Origin of the sequence: Streptomyces sp. NPDC091280 (assembly GCF_044768565.1) — a bacterium.
In the GTDB taxonomy this organism is placed as follows: Bacteria; Actinomycetota; Actinomycetes; order Streptomycetales; family Streptomycetaceae; genus Streptomyces.
This window is the reverse complement of record NZ_JBIVUZ010000011.1, coordinates 282,969-302,489: the sequence shown is the minus strand read 5'-3', so window position 1 is coordinate 302,489 and position 19,521 is coordinate 282,969. Positions and strand designations below refer to the sequence as shown.

The following is a 19,521-nucleotide window of genomic DNA, read 5'->3' as shown; positions in this document are numbered from 1 at the left end:
TGATGGGGGCGGTGGTCGGCGGTCAGCCGACCGCGCCTTCCATCTGGAGCTCGATCAGCCGGTTGAGCTCAAGGGCGTACTCCATGGGCAGTTCCTTCGCGATCGGCTCGACGAAGCCGCGCACGATCATCGCCATCGCCTCGAACTCGGTCAGACCGCGGCTCATCAGGTAGAAGAGCTGGTCCTCGGAGACCTTGGAGACGGTCGCCTCGTGGCCCATGGACACGTCGTCCTCGCGGACGTCGACGTACGGGTACGTGTCGGAGCGGGAGATGGTGTCGACGAGCAGCGCGTCGCACAGCACGTTCGACTTGGAGCCGTGGGCGCCCTCGCCGATCTCCACGAGACCGCGGTAGGAGGTACGGCCGCCGCCGCGCGCCACCGACTTGGAGACGATGTTGGAGGAGGTGTTCGGCGCCATGTGGACCATCTTGGAGCCGGCGTCCTGGTGCTGGCCCTCGCCCGCGAAGGCGATGGAGAGGGTCTCGCCCTTGGCGTGCTCGCCCATCAGGTAGACGGCCGGGTACTTCATCGTCACCTTGGAGCCGATGTTGCCGTCGATCCACTCCATGGTGGCGCCCTCGTAGGCGACGGCGCGCTTGGTGACCAGGTTGTAGACGTTGTTCGACCAGTTCTGGATGGTCGTGTAGCGGCAGCGGGCGTTCTTCTTGACGATGATCTCGACGACCGCGCTGTGCAGCGAGTCCGACTTGTAGATCGGCGCCGTACAGCCCTCGACGTAGTGCACGTAGGCGCCCTCGTCGACGATGATCAGGGTCCGCTCGAACTGGCCCATGTTCTCCGTGTTGATGCGGAAGTAGGCCTGGAGCGGGATCTCGACGTGCACGCCCTTGGGGACGTAGATGAAGGAACCGCCGGACCAGACGGCCGTGTTGAGCGACGCGAACTTGTTGTCGCCGACCGGGATGACGGTGCCGAAGTACTCCTTGAAGAGCTCCGGGTGCTCCTTCAGCGCGGTGTCGGTGTCGAGGAAGATGACGCCCTGCTCCTCCAGGTCCTCGCGGATCTGGTGGTAGACGACCTCGGACTCGTACTGCGCTGCGACGCCGGCGACGAGGCGCTGCTTCTCCGCCTCGGGGATGCCGAGCTTGTCGTAGGTGTTCTTGATGTCCTCGGGCAGGTCCTCCCAGGACTCCGCCTGCTTCTCCGTGGAGCGCACGAAGTACTTGATGTTGTCGAAGTCGATGCCGGAGAGGTCGGAGCCCCAGTTCGGCATGGGCTTCTTCTCGAACAGGCGCAGGCCCTTGAGGCGGAGCTTGGTCATCCACTCCGGCTCGTTCTTCTTGGCCGAGATGTCCCGGACGACGTCCTCGTTGATGCCGCGCTTGGCGGAGGCACCGGCCACGTCGGAGTCGGCCCAGCCGTATTCGTACGTACCCAGACCCTCGAGTTCGGGGTGGGCAGTCTCCTCGATGGGGAGCGTCATGCGGGGTTCCTCCCGGCGGTACTTGCAGATGCGTTATGTGTGGTATGGGAAATCTTTGGGATGAACGTGGTGCACACGCCGTCGCCGTGGGCGATGGTCGCCAGTCGCTGGACATGGGTGCCGAGCAACTGGGAGAAGAGTTCCGTCTCCGCCTCGCACAGTTGCGGGAACTGCTCGGCGACATGGGCGACCGGGCAGTGGTGCTGGCAGAGCTGCTCACCGACCGGTGCGCTACGCGCCGTAGCAGCGTACCCGTCCGCGCTCAGGGCCTTGGCCAGCGCTTCCGCGCGGTGCTCGGGCGCGGCGGCCTCGACGGCCGCGCGGTAGGCGATGGCCTGGGCGGCCATGCGGTCGCGCGCGAAGGCGACGACGGCCTCGTCCCCGCCGCTGTGCGTGGCGATCCAGCGCAGCGCGTCGGCGGCGAGCTTGTCGTAGGACTGGTCGAAGGCGTCCCGGCCGCAGTCGGTCAGGGCGAACACCTTGGCGGGCCGGCCGCGCGTGCGCGCTCCGTAGACCCGCTGCTCACGTGCTTCCACGACGTCGTCGGCGACGAGTGCGTCGAGGTGACGGCGTACGGCGGCCTGGGTCAGCCCCAGCCGGCCGGCGAGGTCGGCCACGGTCGACGGGCCGTGGTCCAGGATGGAGCGCGCGACGCGGTTGCGGGTGGACCGCTCACCGGTCGCGAGTTCCTCCTGCGGAACCTCGCCAACGTTTTTCACAACGCCATTGTTGCGTAATTCCTCAGACGCAGGCAACCCGCGTCCCGGCCGCCCGGCGGTGCGCTGCGTCACTTAGGTATACCTAATCTGACCTGCGGAAACGATCTTTGATCGATCAATCCGGTGGCGCCGCCGACCCCCTTCCGGGAGACTCCACACCCATGCCCGTACCCCCTCCCACCGGCCCACTTGTCACCCGGGACAGCCTCTGCGCCGACCTGCGCGAGACGGGCGTGCGCCCCGGCGAGATCCTCCTCGCGCACACCTCCCTCAGCTCCCTCGGATGGGTCTGCGGAGGCGCCGTGGCGGTGGTGCGGGGAATCCTCGACGCGCTCGGCCCGGACGGCACCCTGGTCGTCCCCACCCAGACCGGCGACCTCTCGGACCCGGCCCACTGGGGAAACCCGCCGGTCCCCCGCGAGTGGTGGCCCGCCGTCCGCGCCTCCATGCCGTCCTACGACCCCCTCGTCACGCCCTCGCGCGGTGTCGGCGTGGTCCCGGAGACCGTGCGCACCTGGCCCGGCGCCCTGCGCTCCGCGCACCCGCAGACCTCCTTCGCGGCGCTCGGCCCGCGCGCCGCCGAGATCCTCGCCGGCCACGCCCCGGACTGCCGCCTCGGCGAACACAGTCCGCTGGCCCGGCTGGAGGCCCTGCACGCGCGCGTGCTGCTGCTCGGCGCGGGCTACGACACCTGCACGAGCTTCCACCTCGCCGAGTACCGGATCCCGTCCCCGCTGGTCGAGGTGGGCCGCCCCGGCCCGGACGGCTGGGAGACGGTCACCGAGGTGTCGATCTCCTCCGAGCGCTTCGACGAACTGGGCCACGACTTCGAACGGGACCGTCCCGTCGTCCGCGGCAGAGCGGGCGCGGCCGACGTGCGGCTGTTCCCGGTGGGTGACGCCGTGGCCTACGCCGAGCGGTGGCTGCCCCTGCACCGTCCCCGTGAGGAGGAGATCCAGCACCCGCCGCTCTGAGGCGAGGCGGACCTACCTAGACTCGGGCCCATGCGAAGCGAGCCCGTGCTCCAGGTCCAGGCCCTGGTGAAGCGGTACGGCACGAAGACCGCGGTGAACGGCCTCGACCTGGTGGCCGAAGCGGGCGTCACCGCGGTGCTGGGTCCCAACGGGGCGGGCAAGACGACCACGGTCGAGACCTGCGAGGGGTACCGGAAGCCGGACTCCGGCACGGTACGCGTCCTGGGCCTCGACCCGGTCCGCGAGTCCGCCGCGCTGCGCCCCAGAATCGGCGTGATGCTCCAGTCCGGGGGCGTCTACTCGGGCGCCCGCGCCGACGAGATGCTCCGCCATGTCGCCAAGCTGCACGCGCATCCCCTGGACGTGGACGCCCTGATCGAGCGCCTGGGGCTGGGCAGTTGCGGCCGTACGACGTACCGCCGGCTGTCCGGCGGCCAGCAGCAGCGCCTCGCGCTGGCGATGGCCGTCGTGGGCCGCCCCGAACTGGTCTTCCTGGACGAGCCGACCGCGGGCCTCGACCCGCAGGCCCGCCGCGCCACCTGGGACCTCGTCCGCGACCTCCGCGCGGACGGCGTCTCCGTCATCCTCACGACCCACCACATGGACGAGGCCGAGCAGCTCGCCGACGACGTCGCGATCATCGACGCGGGCAAGGTCATCGCGCACGGCTCCCCCGAGGAGCTGTGCCGGGGCGGCGCCGAGAACACCCTGCGCTTCACCGGCCGCCCCGGCCTCGACGTCGGCTCGCTCCTGAAGGCCCTGCCGGCCGACTCCACGGCCGTCGAGCTGACCCCGGGCTCCTACCGCGTCGGCGGCAAGGTCGACCCGCAACTGCTCGCCACCGTCACCTCCTGGTGCGCGCAGCACGGGGTGATGCCGGAGAAGATCTCGGTCGAACGGCACACCCTGGAGGACGTTTTCCTGGAGCTGACCGGCAAGGAGCTGCGTTCATGAGCACGACCGTTCCGGGGACGTACACCCCGCGGCCCGGGGCCGCCCCGCTCCCCCGCATGATCGCGGCGCAGGCGGTCCTCGAAACGAAGATGCTCCTGCGCAACGGCGAACAGCTCCTGCTGACGGTGGTCATCCCGACCCTCCTGCTGGTCCTGTTCAGCTCGGTGGACATCGTCGACACCGGCAAGGGCAGGTCGGTCGACTTCCTCGCCCCCGGGATCCTCGCGCTCGCCGTGATGTCGACGGCGTTCACGGGCCAGGCCATCGCGACGGGCTTCGAGCGCCGCTACGGCGTCCTGAAGCGCCTCGCGTCCTCCCCGCTGCCCCGCTGGGGCCTGATGACCGCGAAGACGGCGTCGGTGCTCGTCACGGAGGTCCTCCAGATCGTCCTGCTGACGGCGATCGCCTTCGCCCTGGGCTGGTCGCCGCACGGCAACCCCCTCGCCGTACTCCTCCTCCTGGTCCTCGGCACGGCGGCCTTCTCCGGGCTCGGCCTGCTGATGGCGGGCACGCTGAAGGCGGAGGCCACCCTGGCCGCCGCGAACCTGGTGTTCCTGCTGCTGCTGGTCGGCGGCGGCGTGATCGTGCCGATGGACAAGTACCCGTCGGGGGTCCAGGACGTGCTGGGGCTGCTGCCCATCTCCGCCCTGTCGGACGGGCTGCGGGACGTGTTGCAGCACGGGGCGGGGATGCCGTGGGGCGACCTGGGGATCCTGGGCGTGTGGGCGGTCGCGGGGCTGGCGGCGGCGGGCGCCCTCTTCCGCTGGGAGTAGGCCGGCCCCGGGCTCTCGCGCACCGGCACCGGACCCTCGTGAAAGCGTGCACAAGCGGCGCCCTACGATGGTCCCCGTGCCAAACGTGACCCGCGCCGATGTCGTAGCCGCCGCGCGCAATCCCCTCGCCTTCATCGCCGCACGCTGGACCCCGGATCCCCGGACCGTCCGGCGGGCGGCTCTCGCCGCGCTCGTGATGTCGGTGGTCATCGTGGTCACCGGCGGTGCCGTGCGGCTGACGGGGTCGGGGCTCGGCTGCCCGACCTGGCCCAAGTGCACGGACGACTCGCTGACCACGACCAGCGCGATGGGCGTCCACGGGGTCATCGAGTTCAGCAACCGCATGCTGACGTACGTGCTGTGCGCGGCGGTCGGCTGGGCGATCGTCGCGGCGCGCGCGGAGAAGCCGTACCGCCGTTCCCTCACCCGGCTGGGCTGGGCGCAGTTCTGGATCGTGATGAGCAACGCGGTCCTCGGCGGGATCGTGGTGCTGGTCGGCCTCAACCCGTACACGGTCGCGGCCCACTTCCTGCTCTCCTCGGCGCTGATCGCGGTCGCCACGCTGATGTGGCAGCGCAGCCGGGAGGGCGACGCGGAGTCCAAGCCGCTGGTCGGCAAGGCCGTGCAGCAGCTGGTGTGGTTCCTGGTCACCGCCTCCGTGCTGCTGATCGCGGTCGGCACGGTGGTGACCGGCGCGGGTCCGCACGCGGGTGACTCCAAGGAGGTCGACCGGATCCCGATCGACTGGGAGACGGTCGCCAAGCTGCACGCGGTGCTCGCCTGGATCGTGGTCACGCTGACCTTCGCCCTGTGGTTCGTCCTCAAGGCGGTCGACGCCCCCAAGGGCCCGCTGGACCGCACCCGGGAGCTGTTCCTGATCCTGCTCTCCCAGGGCGTCATCGGTTACGTCCAGTACTTCACGAACCTCCCCGAGGCCCTGGTCGGCCTGCACATGCTGGGCTCCTGCCTGGTGTGGATCGGGGTGCTGCGGGTGCTGCTGTCGCTGCGCGAGCGCCCGGTGGTCGTGGCGGACCTGCCGGGGCCGTCCGTGGAGCAGTCACTGCCCACGCGCGCGTGAGGCCTCACCCGTAGCGGGTCACCAGGTCGTCGATCGCCGGGCCCAGATAGTCGCGTGTCAGCGCGGCCCGGCGGTCCAGCCAGTCGTCGTCCGCCTCGGCGGCGGACGGTACCGGATCGTCGTAACGCCGCCGTACGACGTCCTCGACGACGTCCACGGGGGCGCCGAGGCCGGGGAGGATGTCGAGCGCCTCGCGCTTGGTGATCAGCCGGCCCTCCCGCCGGGTCACGGTCGCGCGGGCGAACGTGGTCAGGCCGACGTCGACCCAGATGTCCTGGAGCCACACCTGCGGCTTGTCCACGGCCGGTCGCCAGTAGTCCCGCTGGTCGCGTACGACGAACTCGGCGAGTTCCTTCTCGGTCACCGCCGGCAGCAGGTCCTTCGGTGAGCCACCCTGCAACACCCGCCCGAAGACGTGCAGTTCACGCCGGGTGACGGGCGTGACCGGCCTGCGGGTGACGTGGTCGTGCGCCCAGGTCAGGTGGCGCTGGTTCGGGGCGTCCTGGGTGCCCGGCGCGAGGTAGCTGCAATGCAGGCGGGTCGCGAGGGGGGTGGTGCGCAGTCCCCGGTGCAGGGCGACGAGCCGGCGGGCGGTGCTCGGCTTGAGCGGGTGGTCCAGGATGGCTATCAGGTCCAGGTCGCTGCGGCCCTCCTGGTAGTCGCCCCCGGCGAGCGAACCGTGGGCCCACACGGCGACGGGCTTCAGGGGGGCCAGTTCGTCCAGGAAGCGGTCGAGCAACGCGTCGGTCGGCATGGGCCCCAGTCTGTACAGCTCACTCCAGCGCGTACACCCTCTTCGCGTTGCCGACCGCGAGCAGTCCCGCGACCCGCTGCGCGTCGGCCAGTGACCAGGCACCCTCGGCGACCCAGCCGCCGAGCACCCGGCCGAGCGCCTCGCGGAACAACCGCGCGCCCACGACGTGCAGTTCGGGCAGTCCGTGGGCCCCGCTGGAGAACAGGATCTTCCCGAAGGGGGCCAGCTCCAGGATCTCGGCGAGCACGGTCGCGGCGCGGGCACCGGTGCGGACGAGGGCGGCGCCGGAGTCGGCGTAGACGTGCGGGAAGACACCCGCGAGATGGGCCGCGTGCCGGTGGTAGGGGTAGCTGTGCAGCAGCACGAGGTCGGTGCCGAGCCCGGCCGTCGCGCGCACGAAGTCGGTGAGCAGGACGGGGTCGGTGCGGTCGATGCGCAGGCCCGGTTCGCCGAGGCCCGCGTGGAGTTGGAGGGGCAGCCCGGAGGCCACGGCGATCCACAGCAGGTGTCGTAGGAGCACCGGGTCGCTCAGTGGGCCGCCGACCGTGCGGGCCGCCAGCCAGCGGCCCGCCGCGCCCCGGACCTCGCCCGGGCCGGGCGGCTCGGGGGCGAGCGCGAGGCCGTGCCGGACGCCCGCCACGGAGGTGAAGGCCACCGCGCCGGCCGCGGCACCGTGCACCGACTCGGCGAGGTTGGCGAGGAAGGACTCGACGGTGCCGGAGGTGTCGGCGACCTGTTCGGCGAGGAGTTCGAGGCGGACGATCTCCCGCGCGTCCGCCTGACCCGCCCGCGCCATCTCGGCGGGGCCGGTGAGGTCGCCGGGCAGGCCGGTGTCGATGAGATACGTCGTGATGCCGCTGCCGCGCAGCAGCCTGCGGCCCGCTTCCAGGACGCCGAGTTCACGGCGCCGGGCGAGATAGCGGGCGGGCGGGCAGTGCGGTTCCAGACCGAGCAGGGGCGGGCACCAGCGCCGTACGGCGAATCCGGTCTGGGTGTCGAAGAGGGTGGTGCCGGGGGCGGGCGGGCCCTCGGTGCGGGCGAGTTGGGCCTCGAAGGTGCCGAGGCCCAGCTCCGTTCTCAGTACGCCGTGGCAGTACTGGTCCACGAGGGACGGCGTTTCGATCATCCGGGCTCCCCGTGGCTGGACCGTGCCTTCCTGAGGTCCTAACGGGTGAACCGGGTGTCAGGTGTTGCTCGCGCACACCCCGTGTGAGCGGGCGCCTCCTCGTCAGCCGTTGCGCGGGCCGCCGACCTGGATGCCCGCCATGCGGCTCCACTCGTACCGGCCCGTGGTCACCTTGGCCGCGAACTCGCCGTCGAAGTCCTCGTGGAGGGTGATCCCGGCCTTCGTCACGGCCTGCCGGGCGATCTCGTAGGACCTGGCGACCAGGTCGCCCCAGCCGCCGTCCTCGCCCACGAGGACGATGCGGGCGCCGCGTTCGCCGATGTACGCGATCTGGCCCTCGGCTCCGCCGTGCGCCTTGGAGAAGCTGCCGATCTGCTTGGCGAGGCGGTTCACCTGGCGCTCGGCCTTCGCGTCGACCTGCTGCGTGTCTGCCTGCTGCGTGTCTGCCATGGCCAGGATGCTACCGACGGGTAGTTCGGACGGCGACGGGCGGGGGGAGTGACTCCTGCCTCAGGAGGAGACGGACTACCTCAAGAAGGGGTCGACCGCGATGGCCACGAAGAGGATCGACACATAGGTGATCGACCAGTGGAAGAGCCGCATCTCCTTGAGCTTGCCGCCGGTCACCTCGGCCTTGGCGCGGTTCTGGAGGCCGTGCGCCTCCCAGAGCCAGAAGCCGCCGGCCAGCAGCGCGACCAGGGTGTAGAACCAGCCGGTGTAACCGAGGGGCGTGAGGAGGAGGGAGACGGCGACCATGACCCAGCTGTAGATCACGATCTGCCGGGCGACGACCTTGTTGGAGGCGACGACCGGGAGCATCGGCACGCCCACGCGCGCGTAGTCGTCCTTGACCTTCATGGAGAGCGGCCAGTAGTGCGGCGGCGTCCAGAAGAACATGACGAGGAAGAGGATGACCGGCGCCCAGGACATGGAGTCCTTGACCGCGGACCAGCCGATGAGGACGGGGAGGCAGCCGGCGATCCCGCCCCACACGATGTTCTGCGAGGTACGTCGTTTGAGGATCATCGTGTAGACGACGACGTAGAAGAGGAGGGCTCCGAGGGCGAGCCAGGCGGACAGCCAGTTGACGGTCAGGCCGAAGAGGAGTGTCGAGACGACGGCGAGGGTGATGCCGAAGGCGAGGCACTCGCGGGGGCTGACCATGCCGGTGACGAGGGGGCGCTGCGAGGTGCGGTCCATGAGCGCGTCGATGTCGCGGTCGATGTACATGTTGAGCGCGTTCGCGCCACCGGCGGAGAGATAGCCGCCGAGGCAGGTGAGGAGGACCAGCCCGAGGTCGGGCACACCCTGCTGGGCCAGGAACATCACCGGAACGGTGGTGATCAGCAGCAGTTCGATGATCCGCGGCTTGGTCAGCGCCACGAAGGCCATGACCCGGGCCCCGATCGGCCGCCGGCTCGGGCTCTGACTCGCCCCGACAATCCCCGCTGGACGGGATTCAACGGCCGTCACGCACACCCCTGACAGAGACATCCCAGCAAGCCTCGGGGTGTGAACTCCCCGTAAAGGCTCGCGCGTACCACGCCACTGTAGACGTTGCCCAGACCCGGACATTCGCGGGGGTGGGGTCGTGTTGGGCAGCACCTCCGGAAGAGCTGATCACGACTCTGTTGAGCACTCGAACGAGCACCTCCGTATTCAGTTGCCGAATACGGAACGGACCGGTCGGGAGGCGGATCCCCGAGAGTCCCGGCAGTCTGGAATGACTCGAAAAAATGCACGTTCGCACGGGGGTAGGCTCGACAACGGCCGGTGGGCGCCGCGTGCACCGGCATTCGACATGCGTGACATGTGGAGAGGAGCCCTGACCCAGGGTGAGCACCAAGCCGACCACAACAGACCTCGACTGGACCGAGTTGGACCAGCGCGCGGTGGACACCGCGCGCGTCCTGGCAGCCGATGCCGTACAGAAGGTCGGTAACGGCCATCCCGGTACGGCGATGAGCCTGGCCCCGGCCGCGTACACCCTCTTCCAGAAGGTGATGCGCCACGACCCCGCCGACGCCGACTGGGTGGGACGCGACCGTTTCGTCCTGTCCGCGGGCCACTCGTCCCTGACCCTCTACACGCAGCTCTACCTGGCCGGTTTCGGCCTGGAGCTGGCCGACCTGGAAGCGTTCCGCACCTGGGGCTCGAAGACTCCGGGGCACCCCGAGTACGGCCACACGGTCGGGGTGGAGACCACCACCGGCCCGCTGGGCCAGGGTGTCGCCAACGCCGTGGGCATGGCCATGGCCGCCCGCTACGAGCGCGGTCTGTTCGACCCGGACGCCCCGCAGGGCGAGTCGCCCTTCGACCACTTCATCTACGCCATCGCCGGTGACGGCTGTCTCCAGGAGGGCATCTCCGGGGAGGCGTCCTCGCTCGCCGGCCACCAGCGGCTCGGCAACCTGATCCTGCTGTGGGACGACAACCACATCTCGATCGAGGGCGACACCGAGACCGCGGTCTCCGAGGACACCGTCAAGCGCTACGAGGCCTACGGCTGGCACGTCCAGCGCGTCGCCCCGAAGCCGGACGGCGACCTGGACCCGCACGCCATCTACAACGCCATCGAGGCCGCGAAGAAGGTGACGGACAGGCCGTCGTTCATCGCGATGCGCTCGATCATCGCCTGGCCCGCGCCGAACGCGCAGAACACCGAGGCCGCGCACGGCTCGGCGCTCGGCGCCGACGAGGTCGCCGCCACCAAGCGCGTCCTGGGCTTCGACCCGGAGAAGTTCTTCGACGTCTCCGACGACGTCCTCAAGCACACCCGCCAGGCGCTGGAGCGGGGCCGCGAGGCGAAGGCCGCATGGGAGCCGTCGTACCAGGAGTGGCGCGCCGGCAACCCGGAGCGCGCCGCCGAGTACGACCGCATCGCCGCGGGCGAGCTGCCGGCCGGCTGGGAGGAGCAGCTCCCGGTGTTCGAGGCGGGCAAGGGTGTCGCCACCCGTGCCGCGTCCGGCAAGGTGCTCCAGGCGCTCGGCGCGGTCATCCCGGAGCTGTGGGGCGGCTCGGCCGACCTCGCGGGCTCGAACAACACGACGATCGACAAGACGTCGTCGTTCCTCCCGGCGGACAACCCGCTGCCGGAGGCGAACCCGTACGGCCGCACGATCCACTTCGGCATCCGCGAGCACTCCATGGCCGCGGAGATGAACGGCATCACGCTGCACGGCAACACCCGTGTCTACGGCGGTACGTTCCTCGTCTTCTCCGACTACATGCGCAACGCCGTGCGGCTCTCCGCGCTGATGCACGTGCCGGTGACGTACGTGTGGACGCACGACTCCATCGGCCTCGGCGAGGACGGCCCCACCCACCAGCCGGTCGAGCACCTCGCCTCGCTGCGCGCCATCCCGGGCCTGAACGTGATCCGCCCGGCCGACGCCAACGAGACCGCCATCGCCTGGCGCGAGGTCCTGCGCCGCTACACCAAGGTCTACGGCGAGGGCGCCCCGCACGGCTTCGCGCTGACCCGCCAGGGTGTGCCGACGTACGAGCCCAACGAGGGCACCGCCAAGGGCGGTTACGTCCTGTTCGAGGCGTCCACGGGCACGCCCGAGGTGATCCTCATCGGTACCGGTTCCGAGGTGCACCTCGCCGTCGAGGCGCGCGAGCAGCTGGAGGCCTCCGGTGTGCCGACGCGGGTCGTGTCCATGCCGTGTGTGGAGTGGTTCGACGCGCAGGACCAGGAGTACCGGGACAGCGTGCTGCCGCCGTCGGTCAAGGCGCGCGTCGCGGTCGAGGCCGGGATCGGTCTGACCTGGTACCGGTTCGTCGGGGACGCCGGCCGCATCGTTTCCCTGGAGCACTTCGGTGCTTCCGCCGACGGCAAGGTGCTCTTCCAGGAGTTCGGCTTCACTGCCGAGAACGTGGCCGCCAAGGCCCGGGAATCCATCGCCGCCGCCCAGAGCTGACGCTGACAAACGACACGTAGGAGATGCATTTTCCATGACAGACGCACTCAAGCGCCTCTCCGAAGAAGGCGTCGCGATCTGGCTGGACGACCTGTCGCGCAAGCGGATCACGTCCGGCAACCTCGCCGAACTGATCGACCAGCAGCACGTCGTGGGCGTCACCACCAACCCGTCGATCTTCCAGAAGGCCATCTCGTCGGGCGACGGTTACGAGCAGCAGCTCACCGACCTCGCCGCCCGCAAGGTGACCGTCGAGGAAGCCATCCGCATGATCACGACGGCGGACGTCCGTGACGCCGCCGACATCCTGCGCCCGGTCTTCGACGCGAGCGGCGGCCAGGACGGACGGGTGTCGATCGAGGTCGACCCGCGCCTGGCGCACAACACGGCGGCGACCATCGCCGAGGCCAAGCAGCTGGCCTGGCTGGTGGACCGGCCCAACACGCTGATCAAGATCCCGGCGACCAGGGCGGGCCTCCCGGCCATCGCCGAGACCATCGGTCTGGGCATCAGCGTCAACGTCACGCTGATCTTCTCGCTGGAGCGCTACCGCGAGGTCATGGACGCGTTCATCACCGGCCTGGAGAAGGCCAAGGAGCGCGGCCTGGACCTCTCCAAGATCCACTCGGTGGCGTCCTTCTTCGTGTCCCGCGTGGACACCGAGATCGACAAGCGGATCGACGCGCTGGGCACCGACGCGGCCAAGGCCGCCCGCGGCAAGGCCGGTCTGGCCAACGCGCGGCTCGCCTACCAGGCGTACGAGGAGGTCTTCTCCTCGGACCGCTGGCTGGCCCTGGACAAGGCGCAGGCCAACAAGCAGCGTCCGCTGTGGGCCTCGACCGGTGTGAAGGACAAGGCGTACAAGGACACCCTGTACGTGGACGACCTGGTGGCGCCGAACACGGTGAACACCATGCCGGAGGCCACCCTTGAGGCCACCGACGACCACGGACAGATCACGGGCAACACCATCGCCGGCACCTACGAGCAGTCGCGCGCCGAGCTCGACGCCGTGGAGGCGCTCGGGATCTCGTACGACGAAGTGGTGCAGCTGCTGGAGGACGAGGGCGTCGAGAAGTTCGAGGCGGCCTGGACCGACCTGCTCAAGTCGACCGAGGCGGAGCTGTCCCGCCTCGCCCCCTCGGAGGGCTGAGACCTTGGCTCCTCATTCCGGTTCCGGAGCGAATCCGCTTCGTGACCCCGCCGACCGACGGCTCCCGCGTATCGCGGGGCCGTCGGGCCTGGTCATCTTCGGCGTCACAGGCGATTTGTCACGCAAAAAGCTGATGCCCGCGGTGTACGACCTCGCGAACCGCGGTCTGCTGCCGCCGGGTTTCTCGCTCGTCGGGTTCGCCCGGCGCGAGTGGGCCCACGAGGACTTCGCACAGGAGGTCCACGACGCGGTCAAGGAGCACTCCCGTACGCCGTTCCGTGAGGAGGTCTGGCAGCAGCTCGTCCAGGGGATGCGCTTCGTGCAGGGCACCTTCGACGACGACGACGCGTTCGAGCGGCTGCGCGACACGATCGAGGAACTCGACAAGGCGCAGGGCACGGGCGGCAACTTCGCCTTCTATCTGTCGGTGCCGCCGAGGTCCTTCCCGGTCGTCATCCAGCAGCTGAAGAAGCACGGCCTCGCCGACCAGGAGAAGGGTTCCTGGCGCCGCGCGGTCATCGAGAAGCCCTTCGGCCACGACCTCAAGTCGGCCGAGGAGCTCAACAAGGTCGTGCACGAGGTCTTCGCCGCGGACCAGGTCTTCCGCATCGACCACTACCTCGGCAAGGAGACCGTCCAGAACATCCTGGCGCTCCGCTTCGCCAACACGATGTTCGAGCCGATCTGGAACCGGTCCTTCGTGGACCATGTGCAGATCACCATGGCCGAGGACATCGGCATCGGCGGCCGGGCCGGCTACTACGACGGCATCGGCGCCGCCCGTGACGTCATCCAGAACCACCTGCTCCAGCTGATGGCGCTGACCGCGATGGAGGAGCCCTCCTCCTTCTCCGCCGACGCGCTGGCCGCCGAGAAGGAGAAGGTGCTCGGCGCGGTACGGCTGCCGAAGGACCTGGGGAAGAACACGGTCCGCGGGCAGTACGCCGAGGGCTGGCAGGGCGGCGAGAAGGCCGTCGGCTACCTCCAGGAAGACGGCATCGACCCGCAGTCGAAGACCGACACCTACGCGGCCATCAAGGTCGAGGTGGACAACCGCCGCTGGGCGGGCGTCCCCTTCTATCTGCGCACCGGCAAGCGCCTCGGCCGCCGGGTCACCGAGATCGCGGTGGTCTTCCAGCGCGCCCCGCACTCCCCCTTCGACCACACGGCGACGGAGGAGCTGGGCCAGAACGCGATCGTCTTCCGCGTCCAGCCCGACGAGGGCGTCACGGTCCGCTTCGGCTCCAAGGTGCCCGGCACCTCGATGGAGATCCGGGACGTGTCCATGGACTTCGCCTACGGCGAGTCGTTCACGGAGTCGAGCCCCGAGGCGTACGAGCGGCTGATCCTCGACGTCCTCCTGGGCGACTCGAACCTCTTCCCGCGCACCGAGGAGGTCGAGCTGTCCTGGAAGATCCTCGACCCGATCGAGCGGTACTGGGACAAGCACGGCAAGCCCGCGCAGTACCAGTCCGGCACCTGGGGTCCGGTCGAGGCGGACGAAATGCTCGCACGAGAGGGACGGAGCTGGCGCCGGCCATGAAGATAGACCTCACCGACACCACAGCCAGCAAGATCAACAAGGCTCTGGTCCAGGGTCGGCGCGCCATCGGCACCCCGGCCGTCGGCATGGTGCTCACCCTCGTCGTCGTCACGGACGAGGAGAACGCCTACGACGCCCTGAAGGCCGCCAACGACGCGTCGCACGAGCACCCCTCGCGCACGCTCGTCGTCATCAAGCGCGTCTCGCGTTCCTCCCGCAACCGCACCCAGTCCCGCCTCGACGCCGAGGTCCGGGTGGGCGCGGACGCGGGCAGCGGCGAGACGGTCGTCCTACGGCTGTACGGCGAGGTCTCCGACCACGCCCAGTCCGTGGTGCTGCCGTTGCTGCTGCCGGACGCGCCGGTGGTCGTCTGGTGGTCGGTGGACGCGCCGCGCGACCCCTCGGCCGATCCGCTGGGCGCCCTGAGCCAGCGCCGGGTCACCGACAGCTACGCGGCGGAGAAGCCCGTCGACGAGCTGCGGTCCCGCGCCGAGAGCTACCAGCCCGGCGACACCGACCTGGCCTGGGCCCGGATCACCCCGTGGCGTTCGATGCTGGCCGCCGCGCTCGACCAGGTCTCCTCGGAGATCGTCTCCGTCGAGGTGGCGGGCGAGGAGTCCAACCCGAGCGTCGAACTGCTCGCGATGTGGCTCGCCGACCGCCTCCACGTGCACGTCCGGCGGGCGATCTCGGCGGGTCCCGGGCTGACCCAGGTGCGCCTGGAGACGACCGGCGGGCCCATCACCCTGCACCGGTCGGACGGGGCGATGGCCACCCTGGCCCTGCCCGGCCAGCCGGACCGCGCGGTGGCGCTCAAGCGCCGCGAGACGTCCGAGCTGCTCGCGGAGGAGCTGCGCCGGCTCGACCCGGACGACACGTACGCGTCCGCGCTGCGGTTCGGCGTGGACCGGCTGGGCGGTATCCAGTCGGCGGCGGAGCGGGCCGAGGCGGCGGCCGACCAGCCGGTGCCGGCCCTGCCGGTGCGGGCGGTGACGGAGGGCGCGCCCGAGCAGGAGCCCGTCTCCGCCCCGGGTGCGAAGGCCGCCCCGGGTCCGAAGGCCGCCTCGGCGGCGGGGACGGCTTCGGCCGACCACGGCGACGCAGACCGGCCCACCCCGGCGAAGATGCCCCCGGTGAAGAAGGCTGATCAGCAGTGAGCACCCCCCAGCTCGTCGTCCACCGCGACAAGGAACTGATGGCCCAGGCCGCCGCGGCCCGGCTGATCACGAAGATCGTGGACGCGCAGACCTCGCGCGGCCACGCCTCGATCGTGCTCACCGGCGGGCGCAACGGCAACGGTCTGCTGGCGGCCCTCGCGGGGCAGCCCGCCCGGGACGCCATCGACTGGGGCCGGCTGGACCTGTGGTGGGGCGACGAGCGGTTCCTGCCCGAGGGTGACCCGGAGCGCAATGTCACCCAGGCCCGCGAGGCGCTGCTCGACGCGGTGCCGCTGGACCCGAAGCGCGTGCACGCCATGCCCGCGTCGGACGGTCCCTACGGCGCGGACGTGGACGCGGCGGCGGCCGGTTACGCCGAGGAACTCGCCGGGGCCGCCGGTCCGGAGAACCATGCCGCCGTGCCGGCCTTCGACGTCCTGATGCTGGGCGTCGGCCCGGACACCCATGTGGCGTCGCTCTTCCCGGAGCTGCCGGCCGTACGGGAGACCGAGCGCACGGTCGTCGGTGTGCACGGCGCGCCCAAGCCGCCGCCGACCCGGGTCAGCCTGACCCTGCCGGCGATCCGCTCCGCGCGTGAGGTGTGGCTGCTCGCGGCGGGCGCGGACAAGGCGGAGGCCGCGGCCATCGCGCTGTCCGGCGCGGGTGAGATCCAGGCACCGGCCGCCGGCGCCCAGGGCCGCTCCCGCACCCTGTGGCTGCTGGACGCGGCGGCGGCCTCACAGCTGCCCCGCGCGCTGTATCCACCGGCTTCGGCCTGACACCCACGTGGTGCCGAAGAGCCCGTACGACTTCGGTCGTACGGGCTCTTCGCCGTCTCAACGCCCGCGCAGCTCGCGGTACTTGGCGACCAGGGCCGTGGTGGAGGTGTCGAGGCCGGGTACGTCGGCGCCTTCGGTGAGGGCGGGTTCGACGCGCTTGGCGAGGACCTTGCCCAGTTCGACGCCCCACTGGTCGAAGGAGTCGATGTTCCAGACGGCGCCCTGGACGAACACCTTGTGCTCGTAGAGCGCGATCAGCTGGCCCAGCACGGAGGGGGTCAGCTCGGAGGCCAGGATCGTGGTGGTGGGGTGGTTGCCCTTGAACGTCTTGTGCGGGACGAGTTCCTCCGCCACGCCTTCGGCGCGGACCTCGTCGGGGGTCTTGCCGAACGCCAGCGCCTGGGTCTGCGCGAAGAAGTTGGCCATCAGCAGGTCGTGCTGGGCCGCCAGTTCCTCGCTCAGCTCCCCGACCGGGGTGGCGAAGCCGATGAAGTCGGCCGGGATGAGCTTCGTGCCCTGGTGGATGAGCTGGTAGTAGGCGTGCTGCCCGTTGGTGCCCGGGGTGCCCCACACCACCGGCCCGGTCTGCCAGGCCACCGGGCTGCCCTGCCGGTCCACGGACTTGCCGTTGGACTCCATGTCCAACTGCTGGAGGTAGGCGGTGAACCTGGAGAGGTAGTGGCTGTAGGGCAGGACGGCGTGCGACTGGGCGTCGTGGAAGTTGCCGTACCAGATGCCCAACAGGCCCAGCAGCAGGGGTGCGTTGGACTCGGCGGGCGCGGTGCGGAAGTGCTCGTCGACGAGGTGGAAGCCGTCGAGCATCTCCCGGAACCGCTCCGGGCCGATCGCGGTCATCAGGGAGAGGCCGATGGCGGAGTCGTAGGAGTAGCGTCCGCCGACCCAGTCCCAGAACTCGAACATGTTGGCCGTGTCGATCCCGAAATCGGCCACCTTGGCGGCGTTGGTCGACAGGGCCACGAAGTGGCGGGCGACGGCGTCCTGGCCGGCCTTGAGCCCGGTGAGGAGCCAGTCGCGGGCCGAGGTCGCGTTGGTGATCGTCTCGATCGTGGTGAACGTCTTGGAGGCGATGATGAACAGCGTCTCGGCGGGGTCGAGGTCACGGGTGGCCTCGTGCAGGTCCGCGCCGTCCACGTTGGAGACGAAGCGAACCGTCAGCGAGCGGTCCGTGAACGCGCGCAGCGCCTCGTACGCCATGGCCGGGCCGAGGTCGGAGCCGCCGATGCCGATGTTGACGATGCTCTTGATGCGCTTGCCGGTGTGGCCGGTCCACTCCCCGGAGCGGACCCGGTCGGCGAAGCCGGCCATCTTGTCGAGCACAGCGTGCACCTGCGGCACCACGTTCTCGCCGTCGACCTCGACCACCGCGTCACGCGGGGCACGCAGCGCGGTGTGCAGGACCGCGCGGTCCTCGGTGACGTTGATCTTCTCACCGCGGAACATCGCGTCCCGCAGGCCGAACACACCGGTCGCGGCGGCGAGTTCCCGGAGCAGAGCCAGGGTCTCGTCCGTGATCAGATGCTTGGAGTAATCGAGGTGCAGGTCACCGACCCGGAGCGTGTAACCGGTGCCGCGTCCGGGATCGGCGGCGAACAGCGCCCTCAGCTGCACCTCGCCGAGCTCCTCGCGGTGCTTGGCCAAGGCGGTCCACTCGGGCGTCTGGTTGAGCCTGGTACGGCCGTCTGCGTTCATTGCGACTTCAGCCTTCTTTCCTACCGACCTGGGGGTCGGTTCCAACCTAATTGATCAGCCCGTGGCGTGAGCCGTCGTCGCGCCGTCCTGCGGGGCAACAACAGGTACGTCCGGCTTGACCCCAGGTATCAGTGCGACGACCGACAGGACGAAGAAGGCGGCGGTGAGCAGGGCCGGTGTGTTCGGTCCCCAGGCCTCGGCGACGGCACCGCCGAGGAGGGCGCCCAGCGGGGCCCCGGCGACGGCCAGGGTGCGGAAGGCGGAGCTGACCCGGCCCAGCATGTCGGCGGGAGCGCGCTGCTGCATCAAGGTGGTCGTGTTGACGTTCCACAGCATCCCCATGAAGCCGAAGACCACCAGGGACGCCACTACGGCGGTCAGGCTGCGCACGCTGCCCATCACGACGAGCGCGCCGATCTGTACGAGGCCCGCGAGCAGCACGCTGCGCGAGGGGCCGAGCCGGGTCGTGATCCGCCGGCTGAGGACTCCCCCGGCCAGGCCGCCGACCGTGTAAGCGGTGGTGGCCGCCGCGTAGCCGGTGGTGCCCGCGTGCAGCCAGCCGGTCACCAGGACGACCAGGGTGGCGATGAGGGCGCCCATGCCGATGTTGCACAGGGCCGTCGCGGCGCACAGTCCGCGCAGGGGCCGGTCGCACCACAGGGTGCGCAGTCCGTCGGCGATCTCGCCGCGCAGGGTGCCGCCCGCCGGTCTCGGCGCCCGCTCGGGTGCGCCGGTCCGCAGGGAGGCGACCAGCGCGGCGGCCAGCAGGAAGGTCCCGGCGTCGGCCACGAAGGGGACGGCCGCCCCGGCGGCGATCAGCAGGGGCACCACGGGTGCTCCGATCAGGCCGCCCGCGATCTGCTGGCCGGTGAGCAGCCGGGCGTTGGCGCTGCCGAGCGCCGCGCGGTCCACGAGGGTCGGCAGCAGGGCCGTGGCAGCGTTGTCGAAGAGGGTCTGGAGTGTGGTCAGCGCGAGGGCCAGCGCGATGAGCAGGGGGATCGAGGCGTGGTCGAGCGCGACGGCTACGGCGAAGGCGGCGACGAGCACCCCGCGGGCTGCGTCCACCGTCCACATCGCGCGCCGCTGGTCCACCCGGTCGGCGACCGCGCCGCCGAGCAGCCCGAAGACGATCCAGGGCAGATAGCCGCAGGCGGTCACCGACGCGATGAGCAGCGGCCGGTCGGTGAGCGAGACGGCGAGCAGCGGCAGGGCCGCACCGCGCAGCGCGTCCCCGAAGCGGGAGATCACGGCGGCGCTCCACAACCGCCCGAACCCCCCGCGCCACGCGGGCACATGACTGCCCGTCACCTCGACCGTCGTCACGGCTCCCCCTCACGATTCGCCGATGCACAAACCGTAGAGGGTGCCACTGACAATCGGTCCGGAGGCGGCCGGCCGCCGCTTGGCGGGAGCTGCCGTCAAACAGCTCCG

17 protein-coding genes are annotated in these 19,521 nt (G+C 70.5%); 9 read left to right on the top strand and 8 right to left on the bottom strand.

Annotation, left to right across the window (positions count from 1 at the left end):
* Positions 1–22 precede the first annotated feature (22 nt).
* On the bottom strand, positions 23–1,447 hold the full coding sequence (gene sufB, locus ACIQPR_RS32025) for a Fe-S cluster assembly protein SufB (RefSeq protein ID WP_403655339.1): 1,425 nt from the start codon (positions 1,445–1,447) through the stop codon (positions 23–25).
* On the bottom strand, positions 1,444–2,166 hold the full coding sequence (locus tag ACIQPR_RS32020; protein WP_403655337.1) for a helix-turn-helix transcriptional regulator: 723 nt from the start codon (positions 2,164–2,166) through the stop codon (positions 1,444–1,446). The genes sufB and ACIQPR_RS32020 overlap by 4 nt, the downstream gene beginning before the upstream one ends.
* 161 nt (positions 2,167–2,327) lie before the next feature.
* On the opposite strand from ACIQPR_RS32020, the gene ACIQPR_RS32015 reads away from it, so the two are divergent.
* From ACIQPR_RS32015 to ACIQPR_RS32000, 4 genes are all read left to right on the top strand, one after another.
* Positions 2,328–3,140: an aminoglycoside N(3)-acetyltransferase gene (locus tag ACIQPR_RS32015; RefSeq protein ID WP_403655335.1), complete on the top strand. Its 813-nt coding sequence runs from the start codon at positions 2,328–2,330 to the stop codon at positions 3,138–3,140.
* Positions 3,141–3,170: 30 nt separating this feature from the next.
* Positions 3,171–4,094: an ABC transporter ATP-binding protein gene (locus ACIQPR_RS32010; protein ID WP_403655333.1), complete on the top strand. Its 924-nt coding sequence runs from the start codon at positions 3,171–3,173 to the stop codon at positions 4,092–4,094.
* Positions 4,091–4,867 (top strand): ABC transporter permease, encoded by a 777-nt coding sequence (locus ACIQPR_RS32005; protein ID WP_403655331.1) that lies wholly within the window; start codon positions 4,091–4,093, stop codon positions 4,865–4,867. Before ACIQPR_RS32010 ends, ACIQPR_RS32005 begins: the two co-directional genes overlap by 4 nt.
* Before the next feature lie 67 nt (positions 4,868–4,934).
* Positions 4,935–5,945 carry a heme A synthase gene (locus tag ACIQPR_RS32000; protein ID WP_403655329.1) on the top strand — a complete coding sequence of 337 codons (1,011 nt, stop codon included), beginning with the start codon at positions 4,935–4,937 and terminating at the stop codon, positions 5,943–5,945.
* 4 nt (positions 5,946–5,949) lie between these two features.
* Here the strand turns inward: ACIQPR_RS32000 and ACIQPR_RS31995 are convergent, their stop codons facing one another.
* From ACIQPR_RS31995 to ACIQPR_RS31980, 4 genes are all read right to left on the bottom strand, one after another.
* Positions 5,950–6,699, bottom strand: a complete 750-nt coding sequence (locus ACIQPR_RS31995; RefSeq protein WP_403655327.1) for a nucleotidyltransferase domain-containing protein — start codon at positions 6,697–6,699, stop codon at positions 5,950–5,952.
* Between the two features lie 19 nt (positions 6,700–6,718).
* A complete protein-coding gene (locus tag ACIQPR_RS31990) occupies positions 6,719–7,825 on the bottom strand; it encodes an amidohydrolase family protein (protein WP_403655325.1) in 1,107 nt (368 codons plus the stop codon).
* Positions 7,826–7,927: 102 nt separating this feature from the next.
* A complete protein-coding gene (locus tag ACIQPR_RS31985) occupies positions 7,928–8,275 on the bottom strand; it encodes a hypothetical protein (protein ID WP_403655323.1) in 348 nt (115 codons plus the stop codon).
* Between the two features lie 75 nt (positions 8,276–8,350).
* Positions 8,351–9,304 carry a heme o synthase gene (locus ACIQPR_RS31980; RefSeq protein ID WP_403655644.1) on the bottom strand — a complete coding sequence of 318 codons (954 nt, stop codon included), beginning with the start codon at positions 9,302–9,304 and terminating at the stop codon, positions 8,351–8,353.
* 356 nt (positions 9,305–9,660) lie between these two features.
* Here ACIQPR_RS31980 and tkt point away from each other — a divergent pair, with 356 nt between their 5' ends.
* Genes tkt through pgl form a run of 5 tightly spaced genes read left to right on the top strand, consistent with a single transcriptional unit; the run spans position 9,661 to position 16,380 of the window.
* Positions 9,661–11,748, top strand: coding sequence for a transketolase (tkt, locus tag ACIQPR_RS31975; protein WP_403655321.1), 2,088 nt, complete (start codon positions 9,661–9,663; stop codon positions 11,746–11,748).
* Between the two features lie 34 nt (positions 11,749–11,782).
* Entirely contained in the window at positions 11,783–12,901 is a 1,119-nt protein-coding gene (gene tal, locus ACIQPR_RS31970; protein WP_403655319.1) for a transaldolase, read from the top strand.
* A gap of 4 nt (positions 12,902–12,905) precedes the next feature.
* Positions 12,906–14,444 carry a glucose-6-phosphate dehydrogenase gene (gene zwf / locus ACIQPR_RS31965; RefSeq protein ID WP_403655317.1) on the top strand — a complete coding sequence of 513 codons (1,539 nt, stop codon included), beginning with the start codon at positions 12,906–12,908 and terminating at the stop codon, positions 14,442–14,444.
* Complete coding sequence (opcA, locus tag ACIQPR_RS31960) at positions 14,441–15,601, top strand: glucose-6-phosphate dehydrogenase assembly protein OpcA (protein ID WP_403655315.1); 1,161 nt, start codon at positions 14,441–14,443, stop codon at positions 15,599–15,601. Before zwf ends, opcA begins: the two co-directional genes overlap by 4 nt.
* Entirely contained in the window at positions 15,598–16,380 is a 783-nt protein-coding gene (gene pgl / locus ACIQPR_RS31955; protein ID WP_403655313.1) for a 6-phosphogluconolactonase, read from the top strand. The genes opcA and pgl overlap by 4 nt, the downstream gene beginning before the upstream one ends.
* Positions 16,381–16,437: 57 nt before the next feature.
* On the opposite strand, the gene pgi is transcribed toward pgl, so the two are convergent.
* Positions 16,438–18,090, bottom strand: coding sequence for a glucose-6-phosphate isomerase (pgi, locus tag ACIQPR_RS31950; RefSeq protein WP_403655311.1), 1,653 nt, complete (start codon positions 18,088–18,090; stop codon positions 16,438–16,440).
* A gap of 54 nt (positions 18,091–18,144) precedes the next feature.
* Entirely contained in the window at positions 18,145–19,413 is a 1,269-nt protein-coding gene (locus tag ACIQPR_RS31945) for an MFS transporter (protein WP_403655309.1), read from the bottom strand.
* Positions 19,414–19,521 lie beyond the last annotated feature (108 nt).